Here is a 19,013-nt window from a genome sequence, read left to right as displayed (position 1 = left end):
ATTTTTTTTTGAACTGTCAGTTCGAGTAATTGTATGAACAGCTACTGAAAGCCTGATGATATTTACCAGTTTTCCTGTGAATATAATTTTACTTTTTTACTGATACCTGACTGAATGTTGCACCTTATGAGTTAAAAACACCTATGAGCATTCGGTTTGAAAGAGACTTTGCAACCTTCCACATAAAAACTATATTTTTGCACCACCAAAATTTCTTCTTTTGAAAATCATCAAAAATCTTGCATCGTACAGCAAAAAAAAACCTTTGGCACTTTCTATCGGTATGTTTGATGGGGTACATATCGGGCATCAACATATTACTGAGAAACTTAATAAAGTTGCGGCAGAAAAAAACCTGGAATCCGCCATTCTCACCTTCTGGCCCCATCCGCGCATTGTCTTCAATCCAAAAGATGATTTAAAATTATTAAATACCATTGAAGAAAAAACCTATTTCCTCGAAAAGCACGGAATCCAAAATCTTTTTTTACAGGATTTTTCAGAGGGATTCCGAAACCTGACGGGTGAAGACTTTTTGAGACAGATTTTGGTGGAGAAACTGCATGTTAAACATCTCATCATCGGCTACGATCACACCTTCGGCAAAAATAAGAGCGGTGATTTTTCTCTGTTAGAAAAAATGGCTCCGGAGTGTGGTTTCGAAGTTGAACAGGTTGAAGCCGTGGATTTCAGTGGAAAGCACATCAGTTCCACACAGATCCGAAACGCCCTGTCGCAGGGGAAAGTAAAAGAAGCCGGTGAAATGTTGGGCTACGTATATTCTGTTTCCGGAAAAGTGGTTCACGGAAAGAAAATTGGGCGGACTATCGGATATCCTACCGCAAATATTGAAGTTAACACCCTGAAACTTTTACCAAAAAAAGGCGCTTATATTGTTGATGTTTTTGTTAAGGATCAGCATTTAAAAGGAATGCTGAGTATTGGCACCAATCCTACGGTTTCGGGTAAAACGCTTTCTGTGGAAGTTTATATTCTGGATTTTGATGAAGATATTTACGGAGAAGAGATTTCGGTAAATTTTCGGGAATTTCTGCATGACGAAATCAAATTCGAAAATCTGGAACAGCTCATCCAAAAACTTGATGAAGATAAAATGAGAACCGAAAAATATTTCAGTTAAAATCTATTGGATTTGTCTGCAACGCTGATATTTTCGGACCGTTGACTTCAGGAATTAAACAGGTCAGTGTCGTTGGAAGAAATCTCAGATTTCAATGCTCTTTTGAAAAGGGTAAAAATCATTTGCCAGGAATCGTAAACTTCTAAAGTTCGTCCCTCAGTTTTTTCGGTAACGAAGCTACAACCAGATCATACGACTGATCGATCATCCTTAAAATTAAATCGCGTTTCAAACCTTCGCAAACCACAGAATTCCAGTGCGTTTTGTTCATGTGATAAGCGCCCGTGATCTGCGGATGCTGTTCCCGAAGTTCCGCGCTCCACTCCGGATCGGTTTTTAGAGCGATTTCCAGCGGTTGCTTTTCCAGCGGCATGAGCAGGAACATCTTTCCCAGGACTTTCAGGACAAGCGTTTCAGGATTGAAGGGAAACGTCTCTTCTACGCCTTTTTTAGTCTGACAATAAGTGAGTATTTCTTTAGCGTCCATTTTATAAAAAATCAGTGCCCGTGTCGGTGAGGTGAAGTCAGTCAAAAATAGTACTTTTAACCTGCAGATTTTCATTAATAAAGAAAAAAAACATGAAGGCACTTGTGATCGGCGCAACCGGCGCTACCGGAAAGGAGTTGGTATCTAAATTACTGGAAGATCCGGCTTACACCGAGGTTCATGTATTTGTCAGAAAAGCATTACAAACCAAACATGCAAAACTCCGGACACATATTGTAGACTTCGACAATCCGGATAAATGGAATGATCTCGTAAAAGGCGATGTAGCGTTTTCATGTCTCGGCACCACGCTAAAAAACGCCGGAAGTAAAGAAGCGCAGTATAAGGTCGATTACGGATATCAGTATGAATTTGCCAAAGCTGCAAAAGAAAACGGTGTGGAAGATTATATTCTGGTGTCGGCGTACGGAGCAAGTCCAAAATCAAAAACTTTCTACTCGCGAATGAAAGGTGAACTTGAGGAAAGTGTAAAAAATCTGCACTTTGACAAGATCACCATTTTCCAGCCCGGAATGCTCGAAAGACCAGATTCTGAAAGAACCGGAGAAGTTCTGGGCGGAAAGATCATCAAGTTTGCCAACAAATTAGGCGTGCTCACGAATCAGAAACCCTTGCCTACGGGTGTTTTGGCCCAGGCAATGATCAATTCCTCAAAAATAAAATCCAACGGCTACTCCAAAATTAAACTGGGAAACATTTTCAGTTTTGCTGAGAAAAAATAAACTGCTGCTTGAACATATTTGACAATAAAATTCTATTTTTAATAAAAGTCAAAGTTATTTCAACGTTTAAACACATTTTAAATCTTCTTTAATGTTGAAAAAAACCGTCTCAATAAAATTGAAACGGTTTCCTTATTTTCTATAGAAATTTGCGAAAATTACACTTTCATAATTTCGGCTTCCTTCACTTTCAGGTTTTCGTCGCAAAGTTTGATATACTTATCTGTAAGAACCTGAATTTTCGCTTCTTCATCTTTAATAAGGTCTTCAGAAACGCCTTCTAATTTGCGGAGTTCTTTCATACCGTCCTGGCGCGCGTTACGAACCGTAATTTTCGATGCTTCGGCCTCAGCTTTTGCGCTTTTTGCCAGTTCGCGGCGTCTTTCTTCCGTTAAGGGCGGCACATTAAGAATAATATTTTCACCGTTATTCATCGGTGCAAAACCAAGATTGGAGTTGATGATCGCTTTTTCAATAGGTCCGATCGCTGTTTTGTCCCAGGGCTGTATAGAAATGGTCATGGCATCGGGCACCATTACGTTGGCCACCTGGTTTAGCGGAGTTGGCGCGCCGTAGTATTCAACCATTACATCCTGAACCATGGCGGTAGAAGCACGGCCCGCACGGATTTTCTGAAAAGCATGATCCAGGTGCTTAAGCGCGGCATCCATTTCCTGCTTCACCATATCGACTACAAATGATAATTCTTCCATATTTACTTTAAAGTTTTAATGCTCACTTTTAATTCTTCGTTGCACAGTCTTGTGTTACAGATTCACAAGCGTTCCGATATTTTCGCCTTCTACAATTTTCAGGAGGTTGTTCTCGCGGTTCATATCGAAAACGATGATCGGCAAATTGTTTTCATGGCTGAGGGTAAATGCGGTCATGTCCATCACTTTCAGTCCTTTTTCGAAAACCTCGGCGAAAGTTAATGAATTATATTTTACAGCGTTTGAATTCACTTCAGGATCGCTGTCGTAAATTCCATCTACACGGGTTCCCTTTAGAATCACATCTGCGCCGATCTCTACTGCGCGCAGTGTTGCTGCGGTATCGGTCGTGAAATAAGGATTTCCGGTTCCTGCACCAAAAATTACAACCCTTCCTTTTTCCAGGTGGCGTGTCGCTTTTCTTTTAATAAAGGGTTCTGCCACTTTATCCATTTCAATTGCTGACTGCAGTCTGGTGTGTACGCCGGCATCTTCCAGCGCGCCCTGAAGCGCCATACCATTGATCACTGTTGCCAGCATTCCCATATAATCACCCTGAACTCTGTCCATTCCTTTCGCAGCGCCGGCTACACCGCGGAAGATATTCCCTCCGCCAATGACGATAGCAACCTGGCAACCAATTTCTACGGCTTTCTTAATTTCTGCCGCATACTCTTTGAGCCTGTCATTGTCGATACCGTAGGAACGCTTTCCCATGAGGGCCTCGCCGCTAAGTTTTAGAAGAATTCTGTTGTATTTCATTTTTAATTTTTTATTGCCTTTTTTTGCAGTGCAAATATAAGGAAACGCAAATAATTTCGTTAATAGATTTATATTTACAGAGAAAATTTTTTCAGCAATAATTTTAAAAAAATTATTTTTGCAAACACAGATCATAATTTGAAAAAACTAAGCCTCGCGCCATTCCTGCTTTTGTCAACCCTTTTGTACAGCCAGGAAGGTACCAACGTCTACCCTTTTCTCAATATTCCTTTCTCGGCGAGACAGGCTGCATTGGGCGGCGATGCTGTTTCGGTCCGCGATTATGATGTAAGTTTTGCAGGGGTAAATCCCGGACTGATGAATCTGGACCAGGATCAAATGATCTCCCTGAACTATTCCTCTTATCTCGCCGATTCCAACTACGGAACCGTGAGTTTTGTAAAAGATCTCGGTGAGGCACATCTCATTTCCTTTAATGCACGCTATATGGACTACGGCAAAATGCCGCGTACCGACGAAAGCGCAAATATCAGCGGTGACTTTGGTGCGATGGATGCTTCTATTGGCGCCGGTTACGCTTATCAGTTTGATGAGGACTGGACGATTGCCGGCAGCGCTAATTTTGTCACTTCAAAGATCGATAATTATACGTCGATGGCAGTGGTTGGCAGTGCCGGAGTTACGTATCATAATGAACAGAGTAAGGAAACGCTGGCATTGGTATTCCGTAATTTCGGTTATCAGTTCAAACCTTTCAACGGTGTGCGCGAAAATGTAGCTTTCCGGGTAGATTTGGGCTATACAAAAATCATGGATGAATTTCCGGTGGCTTTTACCATTACCGCTCATGATCTGCAAAAAATGAATATTTCGCAGGACTTTAATAACAACGAACAGGAAATCCACTGGACCAGGAAAGTTGCCGACCATTTATCTTTCGGTGCCGAGCTTTTCCCCGAGCAGGCTTTCAACATCCGGTTTGGCTATAATGTAAAACGCGGCAACGAACTTGCGGTACTTGGTCAGCGCAGTTTCGCCGGACTTTCGGCCGGTTTTGGAATTAAGATCTCATCCTTCAGGTTTGATTATGCACATGTTCGCTACCATAATGCTTCCAACGTCAACATGTTTGGTTTAACACTCGATCTCATCGAAGTTTCGGGTAACCGACGCTGAGCGCTTACCTTTTTTTACAAATCTCCCATCGCCGGCCACGGATTTTCTTTTAATTTTTTAAATCGGAAAAAAATCAGGAAATTTGTAATATGAGAAAACCTGTAATTGCTGTCGACGGCTTCTCCTCCACCGGAAAAAGTTCCATCTCAAAAATAATTGCCGAAAAGCTGGGGCTTGTGCATATGGATACGGGCGCGCTGTACAGAGGCGTAACCTATTATGCGCTCTCGTGCTGCATGAACGATCACGGGCAAATTAACCTGAAAAGTCTCTTATCGCATTTTAATGAAATACATCTTGATTTTCGCAACATCAACGGTTGTCTTGAACTTTTTCTTAATGGAAAAAATATCTGTACCGAAATTCGCGCTGCTGAAGTTTCCGCCAGTGTAAGTTTAATTGCTGCGCAAAAGGAAGTGCGCGATTTCCTGCTCGATACGCAAAGAAATATGGCCCAAAACGGCGGCGTAATTCTGGATGGCCGGGATATCGGCACTGTTGTTTTTCCAGACGCGGATTATAAGTTTTTTCTGACAGCAAGCATTGAAGAACGTACAAACCGCCGTTTCAAGGAGCTTGAAAGTCTCGGGTACACTGTTTCGTTCGATGATGTAGCGGAAAACCTGCAGACACGCGACCGGATCGACAGTGAGCGCGAGGTGGCACCGCTTAAAAAAGCTGGTGATGCGATTGTGATCGACAACACATTTTTGACAAAGGAGGAAACAATTCAACTTATGTTATCCTATATAAAAGACATTTAACATAGTTTAAGAAAATCTTTCGGAAATTTGGTATATTAATTGTAACTTTAGGGTAGATGACAATCATCAAACATTATATTAACTATTAAAATTTACAAAATGTCTAAAAAAGGAAATAATGCCGGTGCAGTCTTGGCAGGTTTGCTTGCCGGTGCGGCAGCAGGTGTAGTTCTGGGAATGCTTTACGCTCCGGAAGAAGGAAAAGAAACCAGAAGAAAGATCAAAGACAAAGCTACAGATCTGAAAGGTCAGGCTGTAGATCAGTACGGACGCGTTTCTGAAAAAGCAAAAGAGCAGTATCAGGACGTTGCAGGTAAAGTTAAAGATCAGTATTCCAACATTTCTGCACAGGTTAAAGATACTGCTGACAAAGTGGCATCTTCTGTAAAAGAAGGTTACGATAAATATAAAGATCAGGCAGTAGCCAAAACAACTGAAGTTGTACAGGATGTAGAAAATGAATTGGATGGAATGCAGTCGTAACCGGACTGACCATTTTATTCTAAAATAAAAGGAACTCTAGAGTTCCTTTTTTTGTAACTTCAAAAAAATTTAGGCCATGTTGGATCTCATTAAAGAATACGCATACAAACGAGTAGACCTTCTGAAACTCGAAGCCACAGAAAAATCGGTTTCACTGGCGGGCACACTCACTTATCTTGTCCTCGCACTATTTTTCGCCGTTTTTTTCCTGATTTTATTTTTAGTAGGAATCGGGCTTCTAATCGGCAGTTATATCGGTAATTACGGGTGGGGTGTATTGATTGTTGCGGGTTTCTGTCTGCTGATGATTGCACTCACATTCGCTTTGAGAAAAAAGATTAAAAATATGATGGCCACTAAAATTCTTGAATCCCTAGACGATTAATCATGGCAAGTAAATACAAGAGCCTGGATGAACTCCGCACAAAAAAGGCATTCTTAAAAAAAGAAATTTCGGAGATGGAGGATTTGTTAACCTTCGATAATACCAAGGAAACGCTGAGTGCGCTTACTCACGGTTTTACGGACCGCTTTTTGGGCGAAGAACTAAAACCAGACGGCGACACCAAAACTTTTCTGAAAACGCCGGAGATCGTGCAGGAAATTTCGAATACTGTGAAGGATTCGGTATTAAAAAAAAATGCAATATTCGGCTTTGCAAAAAGCGATTCAGGACTTAATGTGCTTGAAAATACGCTGAAGATCGGTGCAGTAACTTTCGTGGGAAATTATGCCCGGAAAAATCTAAACAATACAAGCTATAAGAAGAAAGCCATAGGTTTAGCGCTCATTTATCTTGCTCCCATGGCGTTACGCTTCATTCGCAAAAAACTGGAAAAGTGGCAGCGAAACCGCACCACATCGAGTATGGAACAGCTTATTTAAACAGAATTACACCGTGTCATTTTTTTGGGACGGTTTTTTTAATTCCTGCCAAAGATCTGTCCCAGGATAATGCCGGCGGCCATAGAAACATTCAGACTTTCGGTTGCACGAGATTCGCCAAACCTGGGAATTGTAATTCTGTCGGTTAACAATCTTTCAATTTCGGGGCGAATGCCATTTCCTTCATTACCTAAAACCAGGCTGAATTTTTCGGGAAAGTTAAATTGGTAAAGGTTTTCGCCTTCCATATCGGTTCCAAGTACAGGAGAGGTATTTTCCTTTAAATAAGATTCTATATCCTGATAGAAAACATTAACCCGTAAAAAAGAACCCATACTTGCCTGGATCACTTTTGGATTAAAAATATCCACAGTATCTAAACTGCAGATGATTTGCGGAATCCCAAACCAATCTGCCAAACGGATGATCGTCCCCAGATTGCCGGGATCCTGTACACCATCTAAAATCAACTGGATCGGGACATCTCCTACAGTTTCTTCCCGCCGTAATTCACAAACTGCCACGGAATCCTTTGGATGTTTCAAAAAACTTATTTTCTTTAATTCCTGCGGCGTTATTGCAGTAATTACATGATTTTTTATAGGTAATGACGATGGATTTACAGAGTAAAGATCGGTGATTTTATACTTTGTAGATGGTATTTCTGCGATGGTTTTGTTACCTTCAACCAAAAACAAATTGTATTTTTGTCTGAACTTCTTCTGGTCCAGGGACTGTAAAATTTTTATTTTATGAGCTGTAAGCATTTATCAAAATATTTTCAAAAGTATTACTTATTTGTTGCATCTGCAATTACCGTACTTTTTCTGTACGCCTGCAGCACCACAAAGAAAGTTCCGGACGGAGAGTATTTGCTTACTAAAAATAATTTCAGATACGAAGACGGGAAAGTTCACGAGGATGCAGTTCCCGACTACGTAAGTCAAAAACCCAACAGAAAACAGCTTTTTATTTTTCCTGTAGCACTCTGGTTTTACAATGCGACCGACATCAAATACGATTCTATTCTAAATGAATATATGACGTATCCTTCGGAAATGAGGGATCAGAAACTCAGAGATTCACTTTTCATTAAATATGAACATCCCGAATATGTCGGAAAAAGTTTATTTTTCCAGCGTTTCCTGCACAATCTGGGACAGGCGCCGGTTATTCTGGAAGAAGGTAAAACAGAAACGAGTGCCGAGTCTATCCGCAAATATCTGGTCTATCGCGGTTATTGGGACACCAGTGTAAAATTCAGTCACGATCTGGATTCCGCTGCTAAAAAGGCCCAGGCAAATTACCTAATTACACATAAAGATCCTACAAAGATCAGTGATTATTACTACAATATTCCAGATCCCGCGATCAAATCGATTTATGAAGAAGATCTGAGCAAAAGCCTGGTAAAAGGCACAACCGTCCTGGATCAGAGCGTGCTGGAAAAGGAGGTGAAACGCATAAGCGACCTGATGAAAGACCGCGGCTATTACAAATTCAACAGTTCAAACGAAGAAATTTACTTTACTGCAGACACCCTGCAAAGCCGAAAACTCGTGCCGCTTACGATGGATATCCATAAAGATTCCGTGGATTCGCCTTACAGACTCACGACCATTGGTGATATTAAAGTGCACTATCTCGGCAAGCTTGCAGATAGCGTCGACACTGTGAAAGATTCTCTTCTAGGCATCAACTTTTACAAACTCGACAATCAGTATAAAACAATGGCACTTTGGCGGCCCATCATTCTGAAGAAAGGCGAACTTTACAACCAGAGAAATCTGGACCTTACCAAACGGAATATTGCAGCGATGAATAATTTCAGCATCATTAAATATGAAGAGGAAACCCGCAAAGCCAATGACAGTATTTTAGATGTCAGTTATTATCTTGCACCGCTGGCAAAATACGATTTCAAAGTCGCAGCAGACATTAACTATTCCGAGATCCTTAATTTTGGAGTTTCACCTTCGGTAGATCTTACCACAAGAAATGTTTTTGGCGGTGCAGAAAACTTAACGACCAGCGTTTCCGGCATTTTCGGTTCAGTCGTAAGCACCAAGGATACCGAAAAGCGAAATTTAGCCTACGAAATTTCGACACAGGCCACGTTGAATTTCCCCAGACTTTTTATGCCTTTTAAAACGTGGAAACTCATCCCTAAAAGATTTTCGCCAAATTCTTCCATCATTTTGGGTGCCTCTGCGCAGGACAATATAGGTCTGGGCAGAATAGGTTTTAATGCCAGTTTAAATTATTTTGCCAACGTGAACGATATTGTTACGCACCGGCTTTCGCTGTTCAATACGCAGTTAAGTTTTACACGGAACAAAGACCGCTATTACGATTTTTTTCCCGCCGATGGTTTAGTCCGGGATCAGATTTTTCAGCTTTATTCACCGGATCTGTATCAGGATTTCATTAATAATGAACTCAGTTCCGATTATCTTTCCGGCGTAATTGTCAACGATCCTGGTTTTCAGGGTACCCTGAGTGCCGATCAGCTGTCACTTTTTAACACCTTCCGTCAGACTTTAATTAATAAAGACAGGCAAACCCAGGACGTACTTATCTCTTCTTTCATTTATAATTTCATCTACAACGAAATTGGAAAAAAAGACCGTATCAATCCGATTTACGTCAACGCAAAGGTTGAAACTGCCGGAAATGTTTTCAGTATTTTTAATGCAAGTCCGCAGGCAGATGGCGTGGTATCGGGAGAAACAAAAAAAATATTCAACATTCCCTATTCGCAGTTCGTAAAATTTGATTTTGATGTACGAAAGTATTTCACCTTCGCAAGCGGCAAAAACACCCTGGCGCTGCGCCAGTTCATTGGGATCGGAATTCCTTACGGAAACTCCAGTACCATGCCTTTTGTAAGGTCGTATTTTAATGGCGGTTCCAACGACATTCGCGCGTGGCGTGTATTTGGCGGTCTGGGACCTGCAGATTCCCAACTCGATGAGAAAGTGCGCTCTTATATTATGGATAATGTGAAGCTTACCACCAATATTGAGTACAGAATGCCTTTCACCAAAATGTTTGAAGGCGCTGCGTTTGTAGATGCAGGAAATATCTGGAGCTTGAAGGACAATGGTTTTGGCGATGAATTTAAATTCAACAAATTCATCTCCCAAATGGGCGTAGGAACCGGACTGGGTGTAAGAATTAATGTGGCCTATATCACGCTCCGGCTGGATGCCGCGTACAAAGTATACGATCCCAACAAACCGGTTGGCGAGCGGTTTGTCCTGGGTAATACCTGGAAACCTGTGCTGAATTTCGCGTTCGGTTATCCTTTTTAAAGGCCCTTTTTCCGGTATGCGTTTTTAATTTTCTTATATTTGATCATATTCAAAATGAGAAAAATGAAAATACAACGCTCGTTTTTAACCTTTACGGTAATAGGATTTTCTGCACTTTTATTTGGGCAGGAAGTGAATCTGAAAAATATCCGGAAGCTGACATACGGCGGAGACAATGCCGAAGCATATTTTTCGCCCGACAGCAAAATGCTCACCATGCAGGTTACCAATCCTGCTATAGGTGCGCATTGCGATCAGATTTACCTTTTGGATCTCAATAAAAAAAATATCGGAACCAAGGATCTGCAGCTAATTTCAAATGGTGAAGGAAGAACAACCTGCTCTTTTTTCATGCCCGATGGAAAACATATTTTGTATGCTTCCACGTTTGAGTCGAGCAAAGAATGTCCCGCAAAACCTGCTCCCAGAACGGACGGAAAATATTTGTGGCCAGTTTACGCAGAATTTGATATTTATATTGCAGATTTAAATGGAAAAATCATCAAAAAATTAACCGATTCGCCCGGGTACGATGCCGAAGCAGTAGTTTCTCCGGACGGAAAATATATCGTTTTTACGTCGGACCGAAGTGGCGATCTGGAATTATGGAGAATGGATATTGACGGAAAAAATTTAATACAGCTGACTTCCGGATTGGGTTATGATGGCGGTGCTTTTTTCTCCCACGATTCCAAAAAATTAGTCTTCCGTTCTTCCCGACCAACAACTCCCGAAGAGATTAAAGATTATAAGGATTTGCTCGCTCAGCATTTAGTTGCGCCAACTGCGATGGAAATTTATACCATGAATATTGACGGAACAGATTTAAAACAGGTAACGCATCTTGGAAAAGCGAACTGGTCTCCGTATTTTCATCCATCCGATAAAAAAATTGTATTTTCTTCCAATCATCATTCTACTAAAGGGTATGATTTCCAGATTTATTCCGTTGATCTGAATGGAAATAATTTACAGCAAATTACCTATGAAAGCGAGTTCAATGCATTTCCAATGTTTTCTCCCGACGGAAAAAAATTCGTTTTCGCGAGTAACCGACAAGGTGATAAACCGCACGAAACAAACGTCTTCATCGCAGATTGGGTTGAAAGTGATCCAGCCGAACTGGTTTCCGAAAAAAATCTAAAAAAAACAATTTCCTATTTAGCTTCCGATGAATTAAAAGGAAGATTGACCGGAAGTGAAGGCGAAAAATTAGCCGCAAATTATATTGCAAAAGAGTTTTCAATTTTAAAGTTAAAACCTTTAGAAGGAAAAAATTTCATGCAGAATTATTCTTATGACGTGAAATTAAATCCGCACAAAGACAATTCTTCCGTGAGAATTAATGGAAGAAACGTCATCGGATATCTGGATAATAAAGCGGATAAAACCATTATTATTGGGGCACATTTCGATCATTTGGGTTTGAATGAACACCACAATTCTACGCTCATGAATTCTGAAGGGCAGATTCACAACGGTGCAGATGATAATGCTTCCGGAGTTTCTGCGGTTTTGGAATTGGCAAGAATGTTTTCTCAAAATAAATCCAAAGAGAAAGCAAACTATGTTTTTGCCCTGTTTTCCGGGGAAGAAGATGGTTTGATGGGTTCAAAATATTTCGCCGAAAACATCAAAAATAAATATCCAAATGTCATCAGCATGATCAACCTGGATATGATAGGCCGCCTGAATAAAGACAAAGTCCTGACGGTTGGTGGTGTCGGCACCTCGCCAATTTTTCCAGAAATCATTAGTAAAAATAGACCGGCAGGAATCAATCTGGCCATTGACAGTTCGGGCGTCGGACCTTCTGATCATACCAGTTTTTATTTAAAGGATATTCCTGTTCTTTTTCTGTTTACAGGAACGCACGCCGATTATCATAAACCAAGTGATGATACAGAGTTGATCAACTTCACAGGTTTAAAAAATCTGACTAATTATGTTTTTAATATTGCCAATGATTTAGCGCGTGCAGAACAGATCCCCTTTACAAAAACCAAAATATCGGAGAGCAAAGCCGTACCGAAATACAAAGTCACACTCGGCATTATGCCAAGTTATGCCAATACCAAAGACGGTCTGCACATCGATGGTGTCACCGAAAAACGCCCGGCTGCAGAAGCAGGAATTCAGGCGGGTGATATTTTGAAAAAAATCGGAAAGTGCGAAGTAAAGGAAGTTTACAGTTATATGGACTGTCTCTCAAAAATTAATTCCGGCGATGAACTTCCGGTGACCATTTTGCGTGCCGGCAGAGAAATGACTGTTCAGGTGAAGTTTTAACAGACTTTAAAAATTGAAAAGGCGCCAGATGGTCGCTTTTTTCTAAATGAAAATTTCCTTGTTAGATGCGGATTTCATTTATCAGCCAAATGGGACCCGCACTGGTTTTGTTCTTCTGAAAACTATTTTTTTTAAATCCCTGTCAAGGTTCCAAACCTTGACAGGGTGCCAATATTTTTACCGCGTAAAAAACGTTTCTTTTATTAGTCAAATGGAAGTTCGCCCAGTTTTCCTTCTTCCGGATAATCTTCTTCTTTCACATCTTCATCAATGAAACTGGTATGTCCGTCGGTGATCTCCACAACATCGAAACCTTCGTTAATTTCTTCTTCCGGTTCCGGAATGGTGACATTTACGGTTTTCAGTTTGCTTTTTGTAAGCTGGTTTCCAATGGCCTTGATTCCTTTTACGGCGATAAACTCGTCAACGACTACGGTTTCAGGTTCTTTTTCCCTGCCCTTTTCTTTTGCGAAAATTAGTTCCAGTGTCGCATTGTTGGCTACAATTACATTTTCAATAAAAGATTTTGGATGCTCCGACAGCATGAAGTGCTGAACATTGGTGGTATTTTCCAGTAAAAAGCGCTTAATGAAATAAATCTGCTTTTCGCCATCAAAATAAATTGCAGTGATTGGCTGTTCCGGTTTCCATTTTTCCAGAACCAGGTAGTCGTCTTCGAAACGGTTCATCAGATCAAAGGTCAGCAGCTTTGCTTCACCATGCGTATTGACCGTCAGGATCTTGTCATCACCTTTGAAACTTCCGAGCAGCGTTCCGCGCGCATCAGCATTAAGTCGTCGTACGGTATCATCGAACCAGATCTTGCGGGGCGCTAATGTAGAATGGCCTTCTTCTTTCAGATCAACTTTTTTTACCGCATATTTCGTTACAAGATTTCCTTTGGAATCTCTTCCTTTAATGGCGAGCTCTGAAAAATCGATATCCATCTTATTCTTTCGGACGCGGGCATTAGGTTTTAAAAGAACGGAAACTACTTCTGCTTCGCCGTTAGGATTTGCGGAGAAATACAGCATCTCGGAGCCTTTTTTGTCGGAAGCAAGTTTGTAATCTGTATTTCGGGTGACGCCGGTCACTGAAAAACGTTTCATAAAATACGGACCTTCTTTGCCTTCGCGGTAAATCATGTTGTACACGGTGCGTTTATCGTTTTTCTTCCAGACTGCGACGTGCACGATATTTTTACCGATGAAGGTCTTGGCTTCCACCTTCACCACTTTCATGGTACCGTCTTTCTGGAAAGTGATGATATCATCGATATCCGAACAGTCGAACAGATACTGATCTTTCCTTAAAGAGGTGCCGATAAAACCTTCCTCGAAGTTGGCATAAAATTTCTCGTTCGCTACGGCCACTTTTGCCGCATCGATCGTATCGAAAACGCGCAGTTCTGTACGGCGTTCCTTTCCTTTGCCGTATTTTTTCTGAATGTTGGTGTAGTAAGTTATGGCGTAGGCAATCAGGTTTTCAAGATTGTACTTTACCTGCTCGATCTTTCCTTCAAGCGCCAGGATGTTTTCTTTAAATTTATCCAGATCAAAACGGGAAATTCTTTTGATCCGGATTTCTGTCAGTCTCAGGATATCCGCTTCGGTTACAGCACGCAGCAGGTGCGTAGTATGTGGCTTCAGACCGGCGTCAATTGTTGCAATCACATCTTCCCAGGTTTCCACCTCTTCGATATCGTGGTAACTACGGTTTTCGATAAAAATCCTTTCAAGGGACGAAAAATGCCAGTTTTCCTGAAGTTCATGGAGTTCGATCTCCAGTTCTTTCTTCAGCAGGGAAACCGTGTGATCGGTATTTCTCCGCAAAATCTCAGATACCGAAAGAAATTCGGGTTTGTCGCCAACAATTACGCAGGCATTGGGAGAAATGGGAATTTCACAATCGGTAAATGCATAAAGGGCGTCGATTGTTTTATCTGGCGACACATCATTATTCAGATGGATGTTGATCTCTACTTCATCCGATGTATTATCCTCGATTTTTTTAATTTTGATCTTGCCTTTATCATTGGCCTTGATCACAGAATCGATGAGATCGCCTGTATTTTTACCAAACGGCAGTTCCGTAATGCACAGCGTATTCTTGTCTTTGTGAATGATTCGTGCGCGCGTGCGGATTTTGCCGCCACGTTCACCGTCATTATAGTTGGAAACATCGAGCATTCCACCTGTCAGAAAATCCGGATAGAGTTCAAATTTCTTTCCCTTTAAATGCGCGATCGAAGCATTGATGAGTTCATTGAAATTATGCGGCATGATCTTGGTAGAAAGCCCTACGCCAATTCCCTCCACTCCGGAAGCCAGTAAAAGCGGAAATTTTACAGGAAGATCGATCGGTTCGTTATTCCGGCCGTCATAAGATTTTGCCCAGTCTGTTGTTTTTGGGTTAAAGACCACTTCCAGCGCAAACGGTGTTAAGCGGGCTTCAATATATCTTGCCGCGGCCGCAGAATCGCCGGTAAAAATATTTCCCCAGTTCCCCTGGGTATCGATAAGAAGCTCTTTTTGGCCAATCTGCACCATGGCATCAGTAATCGATGCATCGCCGTGCGGGTGGTACTTCATGGTGTTTCCTACCAGGTTTGCGACTTTATTGTAGCGGCCGTCCTCCAGTTCACGCATGGAATGCATGATGCGGCGCTGCACAGGTTTGAAACCATCGAAAATTGAAGGTATGGCACGGTCCAGAATTACATAGGAAGCGTAGTCCAGAAACCAGTCTTTATAGAGTCCGGAAACTTTTTTCAGCGATTCTTCGTGGTGATTTTCTTGTTCTTGCATCAACTGTTATTCTCTCTCTTTATTAGTTTTAATCACTTTGCTCAGTGAAAGTTTCAAGTCGCTCAACTCCTTTTTTGTCAGATAAGAAATATCGTATTTAAGGATGAGTGCACTGTTTTTTTTACTTGAGACGGTGATGTATAATTTCTTGAACAGCAACGCATTCAAGACCTCATAATTTTTTAATTTATACTTAGGGAACTCGTCGCTTACTGCTTTTGCAAAAAGCCGGAACACGTTCCTGTTTTTAAAATTCAATGCTTCACCATCGCTGTCATACTCAAAGATCTGCCGGCCGCGAAGGTAAAAAATGAGTCCAAAAAGTAGTGGAATCAGCAGAAACAAAGATGAACTCCAACCCAGATAATGGTATTTATACTTTTCGAGCAGCCACAATATTGTGCCCAGAACGAAACTCATCACAAGCAACGTATTCAGAAATGTATACAATCCGGTTTTTCGGCGGTTACTGAGTCTCATGGTTTGCAGTTTCCACAGTTTAGTTAGGCTTCTACTTCTTCCGGCAGTTCTTTGGTCTCAATGTCGGCTTCTTCTACTACAAGATTTTCGAGAATGAATGACTGCCTGTCCGGTGTATTTTTTCCCATATAAAATTCCAGGATCTGCTCTATCGTCTGGTCTTTGCCCAAAACTACAGGTTCCAGCCGGATATCTTTGCTGATGAAATATTTGAACTCATCGGGAGAAATTTCACCCAAACCTTTGAACCGTGTGATCTCAGGATTTTTCCCAAGTTCATTCAATGCTTTTATACGCTCGGCCTGTGAATAGCAATACCGTGTTTCCTTTTTGTTTCTCACGCGGAACAGCGGCGTCTGCAATATGTAAAGATGTCCGTTTCGGATAAGGTCGGGGAAAAACTGCAGGAAGAAAGTAATCATCAAAAGGCGGATATGCATTCCATCCACATCGGCATCGGTTGCGATGATCACGTGGTTATAACGAAGGTCTTCCAGCGAATCTTCAATATTTAGTGCTGCCTGAAGCATGTTGAATTCTTCATTTTCATAAACCACGCGTTTGGTAAGTCCGTAGCAGTTCAATGGTTTTCCCTTCAGAGAAAAAACGGCCTGCGTTTCGACGTCGCGCGATTTTGTAATGGAACCCGACGCAGAATCTCCCTCTGTGATGAAGATCATGGTCTCCCCTTTTCTGGCCGCTTTCTGATCGTTATAATGCTGCCGGCAGTCGCGGAGTTTCTTGTTGTGAAGCGAAACTTTTTTTGCCCGTTCGCGTGCCAGTTTCTGAATTCCGGAAAGTTCCTTTCTTTCGCGCTCGGAAATGATGATCTTACGGTGAATTGCCTCTGCGATTTCCTGATTCTGATGCAGGAAATTATCGAGTTTATTTTTTAAGAAGTTGGTCAGGAATACGCGGATCGTTTCTTTACCGGGTTCCATTTCGCTGGAACCGAGTTTGGTTTTGGTCTGTGATTCGAAAACAGGTTCCACGATCTTAATGGAAACCGCTGCGATAATTGACTTTCGGATATCTGCCGCTTCAAAATTTTTATTAAAGAATTCGCGGATGGTCTTCACATACGCTTCCCGAAAGACATTCAAGTGCGTTCCGCCCTGCGTGGTATTCTGACCATTTACAAAAGAAAAATAAGTTTCCGATTGCGATTTATCGCTGTGTGTGATACCGACTTCGATATCTTCATCTTTAAGGTGAATGACAGGATACAGAATCTCACCTTCAATTTCTTCCTGAAGCAAGTCCTTTAAACCGTTTTCCGAAAAATAAGTTTCGCCATTAAAGACGATTTTTAAACCCGGATTCAGGTAACAGTAATTTTTCAGCATCTTCTCGATGTATTCTTTCCGGAACTTGAAATGCGTGAAAATAGTCTCGTCGGGAACAAAACTGATCTCGGTTCCGTTTCTTTCAGTGGAATCGATCTCAGCGGTATCTTCAGTTAAAATACCTTTTGAAAATTCTGCAGTTTTTACTTTACCGTCGCGTACAGATTTTACTTTGAAATAGGTGGAAAGTGCGTTAACAGCTTTGGTCCCTACCCCATTTAAACCTACCGATTTCTTGAACGCTTTGGAGTCGTATTTACCACCGGTATTCATTTTCGAAACCGCGTCTACCACTTTACCCAGCGGAATTCCACGGCCGTAATCGCGGATCGTGGCTTTTCCTTCATCGATTTTTATCTCGATGCGTTTGCCGGATTTCATCACAAATTCATCTACAGAATTGTCGATGATCTCCTTCAAAAGTATATAAATTCCGTCGTCTGCCGAGGAACCGTCGCCAAGTTTCCCGATATACATTCCCGGCCTGATGCGTATATGTTCCTGCCAATCGAGGGTACGTATATTATCTTCGGAATAGATCACGGGGTTGTTTTCGCTCATATGTTGAAATAGAAGTCTTTAAAAAATTAAGTAACTCACAAAAATAGCGAATGCAAGTTGATTTATAAAATATTGTGGAGAATTACTTTGAATGACAGTCGCAATAAGCAACGTGGATTAAAACCTGTTCACCCAAACTTCGAATGCATTTACAAACTTTGTGAGGAAAGGTTCTGTTTTTTCGTTTACAGTTTTTCCGTCGTTGAGAAAAAGTTCGTTGACATTGCCAATATATGCTTCAGGCTGCTGCATCATCGGAATATCCAGAAAAACGACTGCCTGCCGGATGTTGTGGTTGGAACCAAAGCCACCGAGCCCACTTGGCGAGCAAGTCACCACCGCTCCGGGTTTCCCTTTCCATGAACTTTTTCCGCCGGGCCGGGAACCTACATCAATTGCGTTTTTTAAACAGCCGGGAATTGAGCGGTTATATTCCGGGGAAACGAAAAGAATGCCATCTGAGTTTTTGATCCTGTTCCGGAATTCAACCCATTCCTGCGGTGTATTTTCCTCCAGATCTTCGTTGTAAAGCGGAAGGTTTCCAATTTCCACGAGTTGCATATCCAGGCTTTCGGGCGCCAGACGGATAAGTTCCTCTGCGATCTTTCTGTTGTATGAGTCTTTCCGTAAACTGCCAACGAGTACTGCTATTTTTTTCGACATTTTTTAATTATTTAAAGGTAAGGTACAAAATTCATTTCTTTTTCTGCGGATCTGGCTAAAATAAAAGTGCGCCCGAGATCTTTAAATAAAAGAAGCCGTCTCAAAACTGAGGCGGTTTTTTTGTGATTTTTTTTGCAAAGTATTGTCTATTTTATAGTTGTTTTGTATCTTTAAGTATTGATAATCAATGATATGAATATTAAATTTAAAGATTATAATCAACAACAAAACTGGTTATTCCCGCCCTCAATCGAGGAATTGATTCCGGAAAGTCATCCTGTTCGCATCGTTAATGGGGTTATTGAGCAACTTGATCTGAGACTGCTCATTGAGGAGTATAGTAAAGATGGCAAACCCAGCTTTCATCCCAAGATGATGCTCAAGGTAATGGTTTACGCTTATATGGATAATATCTATTCCAGCAGGAAAATCGAAAAA

General features: G+C 41.3%; 18 protein-coding genes. 10 read left to right on the top strand and 8 right to left on the bottom strand.

What is annotated here, in order from left to right; genetic code table 11:
• The first annotated feature begins 220 nt into the window (after positions 1-220).
• Entirely contained in the window at positions 221-1,141 is a 921-nt protein-coding gene (locus H562_RS0109220) for a bifunctional riboflavin kinase/FAD synthetase (protein ID WP_027377243.1), read from the top strand.
• A gap of 142 nt (positions 1,142-1,283) precedes the next feature.
• Here H562_RS0109220 and H562_RS0109215 read toward each other — a convergent pair whose 3' ends face one another.
• Positions 1,284-1,628, bottom strand: coding sequence for an MmcQ/YjbR family DNA-binding protein (locus tag H562_RS0109215; RefSeq protein WP_027377242.1), 345 nt, complete (start codon positions 1,626-1,628; stop codon positions 1,284-1,286).
• Between the two features lie 92 nt (positions 1,629-1,720).
• Here H562_RS0109215 and H562_RS0109210 point away from each other — a divergent pair, with 92 nt between their 5' ends.
• Positions 1,721-2,371 (top strand): NAD(P)H-binding protein, encoded by a 651-nt coding sequence (locus tag H562_RS0109210; RefSeq protein WP_027377241.1) that lies wholly within the window; start codon positions 1,721-1,723, stop codon positions 2,369-2,371.
• Between the two features lie 158 nt (positions 2,372-2,529).
• On the opposite strand, the gene frr is transcribed toward H562_RS0109210, so the two are convergent.
• Together frr and pyrH are read right to left on the bottom strand one after the other, a co-directional pair.
• On the bottom strand, positions 2,530-3,084 hold the full coding sequence (frr, locus tag H562_RS0109205; RefSeq protein ID WP_027377240.1) for a ribosome recycling factor: 555 nt from the start codon (positions 3,082-3,084) through the stop codon (positions 2,530-2,532).
• Between the two features lie 54 nt (positions 3,085-3,138).
• Positions 3,139-3,846, bottom strand: coding sequence for a UMP kinase (pyrH, locus tag H562_RS0109200; protein ID WP_027377239.1), 708 nt, complete (start codon positions 3,844-3,846; stop codon positions 3,139-3,141).
• A 138-nt stretch (positions 3,847-3,984) separates the two neighbouring features.
• On the opposite strand from pyrH, the gene porQ reads away from it, so the two are divergent.
• From porQ to H562_RS0109175, 5 genes are all read left to right on the top strand, one after another.
• The gene (gene porQ, locus H562_RS0109195; RefSeq protein ID WP_027377238.1) at positions 3,985-4,983 is read left to right on the top strand and encodes a type IX secretion system protein PorQ; all 999 of its coding nucleotides are present in this window, start codon (positions 3,985-3,987) and stop codon (positions 4,981-4,983) included.
• An 89-nt stretch (positions 4,984-5,072) separates the two neighbouring features.
• On the top strand, positions 5,073-5,747 hold the full coding sequence (gene cmk, locus H562_RS0109190; protein ID WP_027377237.1) for a (d)CMP kinase: 675 nt from the start codon (positions 5,073-5,075) through the stop codon (positions 5,745-5,747).
• Between the two features lie 99 nt (positions 5,748-5,846).
• Entirely contained in the window at positions 5,847-6,230 is a 384-nt protein-coding gene (locus H562_RS0109185) for a YtxH domain-containing protein (protein ID WP_027377236.1), read from the top strand.
• Positions 6,231-6,306: 76 nt separating this feature from the next.
• The gene (locus H562_RS0109180) at positions 6,307-6,615 is read left to right on the top strand and encodes a phage holin family protein (protein ID WP_027377235.1); all 309 of its coding nucleotides are present in this window, start codon (positions 6,307-6,309) and stop codon (positions 6,613-6,615) included.
• A gap of 2 nt (positions 6,616-6,617) precedes the next feature.
• Positions 6,618-7,115 carry a hypothetical protein gene (locus H562_RS0109175; RefSeq protein ID WP_027377234.1) on the top strand — a complete coding sequence of 166 codons (498 nt, stop codon included), beginning with the start codon at positions 6,618-6,620 and terminating at the stop codon, positions 7,113-7,115.
• 38 nt (positions 7,116-7,153) lie between these two features.
• On the opposite strand, the gene H562_RS0109170 is transcribed toward H562_RS0109175, so the two are convergent.
• Positions 7,154-7,882, bottom strand: a complete 729-nt coding sequence (locus H562_RS0109170) for an RNA methyltransferase (RefSeq protein WP_027377233.1) — start codon at positions 7,880-7,882, stop codon at positions 7,154-7,156.
• Here H562_RS0109170 and tamL point away from each other — a divergent pair.
• Together tamL and H562_RS0109160 are read left to right on the top strand one after the other, a co-directional pair.
• Positions 7,868-10,429 carry a translocation and assembly module lipoprotein TamL gene (gene tamL / locus H562_RS0109165; protein WP_027377232.1) on the top strand — a complete coding sequence of 854 codons (2,562 nt, stop codon included), beginning with the start codon at positions 7,868-7,870 and terminating at the stop codon, positions 10,427-10,429. The genes H562_RS0109170 and tamL overlap by 15 nt on opposite strands.
• 63 nt (positions 10,430-10,492) lie before the next feature.
• Entirely contained in the window at positions 10,493-12,718 is a 2,226-nt protein-coding gene (locus H562_RS0109160) for a M20/M25/M40 family metallo-hydrolase (RefSeq protein WP_027377231.1), read from the top strand.
• Between the two features lie 203 nt (positions 12,719-12,921).
• On the opposite strand, the gene H562_RS0109155 is transcribed toward H562_RS0109160, so the two are convergent.
• The 4 genes from H562_RS0109155 to H562_RS0109140 form a co-directional block, all read right to left on the bottom strand.
• Complete coding sequence (locus H562_RS0109155) at positions 12,922-15,525, bottom strand: DNA gyrase/topoisomerase IV subunit A (protein ID WP_027377230.1); 2,604 nt, start codon at positions 15,523-15,525, stop codon at positions 12,922-12,924.
• A 6-nt stretch (positions 15,526-15,531) separates the two neighbouring features.
• Entirely contained in the window at positions 15,532-16,005 is a 474-nt protein-coding gene (locus H562_RS0109150; RefSeq protein ID WP_027377229.1) for a hypothetical protein, read from the bottom strand.
• Positions 16,006-16,028: 23 nt separating this feature from the next.
• Positions 16,029-17,912 carry a DNA topoisomerase IV subunit B gene (locus H562_RS0109145; protein WP_027377228.1) on the bottom strand — a complete coding sequence of 628 codons (1,884 nt, stop codon included), beginning with the start codon at positions 17,910-17,912 and terminating at the stop codon, positions 16,029-16,031.
• A 117-nt stretch (positions 17,913-18,029) separates the two neighbouring features.
• Entirely contained in the window at positions 18,030-18,575 is a 546-nt protein-coding gene (locus H562_RS0109140; RefSeq protein ID WP_027377227.1) for an NADPH-dependent FMN reductase, read from the bottom strand.
• Positions 18,576-18,767: 192 nt separating this feature from the next.
• On the opposite strand from H562_RS0109140, the gene H562_RS0109135 reads away from it, so the two are divergent.
• Positions 18,768-19,013 (top strand): IS1182 family transposase (locus H562_RS0109135; protein WP_034691021.1); only part of this gene is annotated, 246 nt, incomplete at its 3' end.

Source organism: Kaistella palustris DSM 21579 (genome assembly GCF_000422265.1).
Lineage (GTDB): Bacteria > Bacteroidota > Bacteroidia > Flavobacteriales > Weeksellaceae > Kaistella > Kaistella palustris.
Note: the sequence above shows the minus strand (reverse complement) of the source record. Positions and strands in the feature narration are given on the sequence as shown.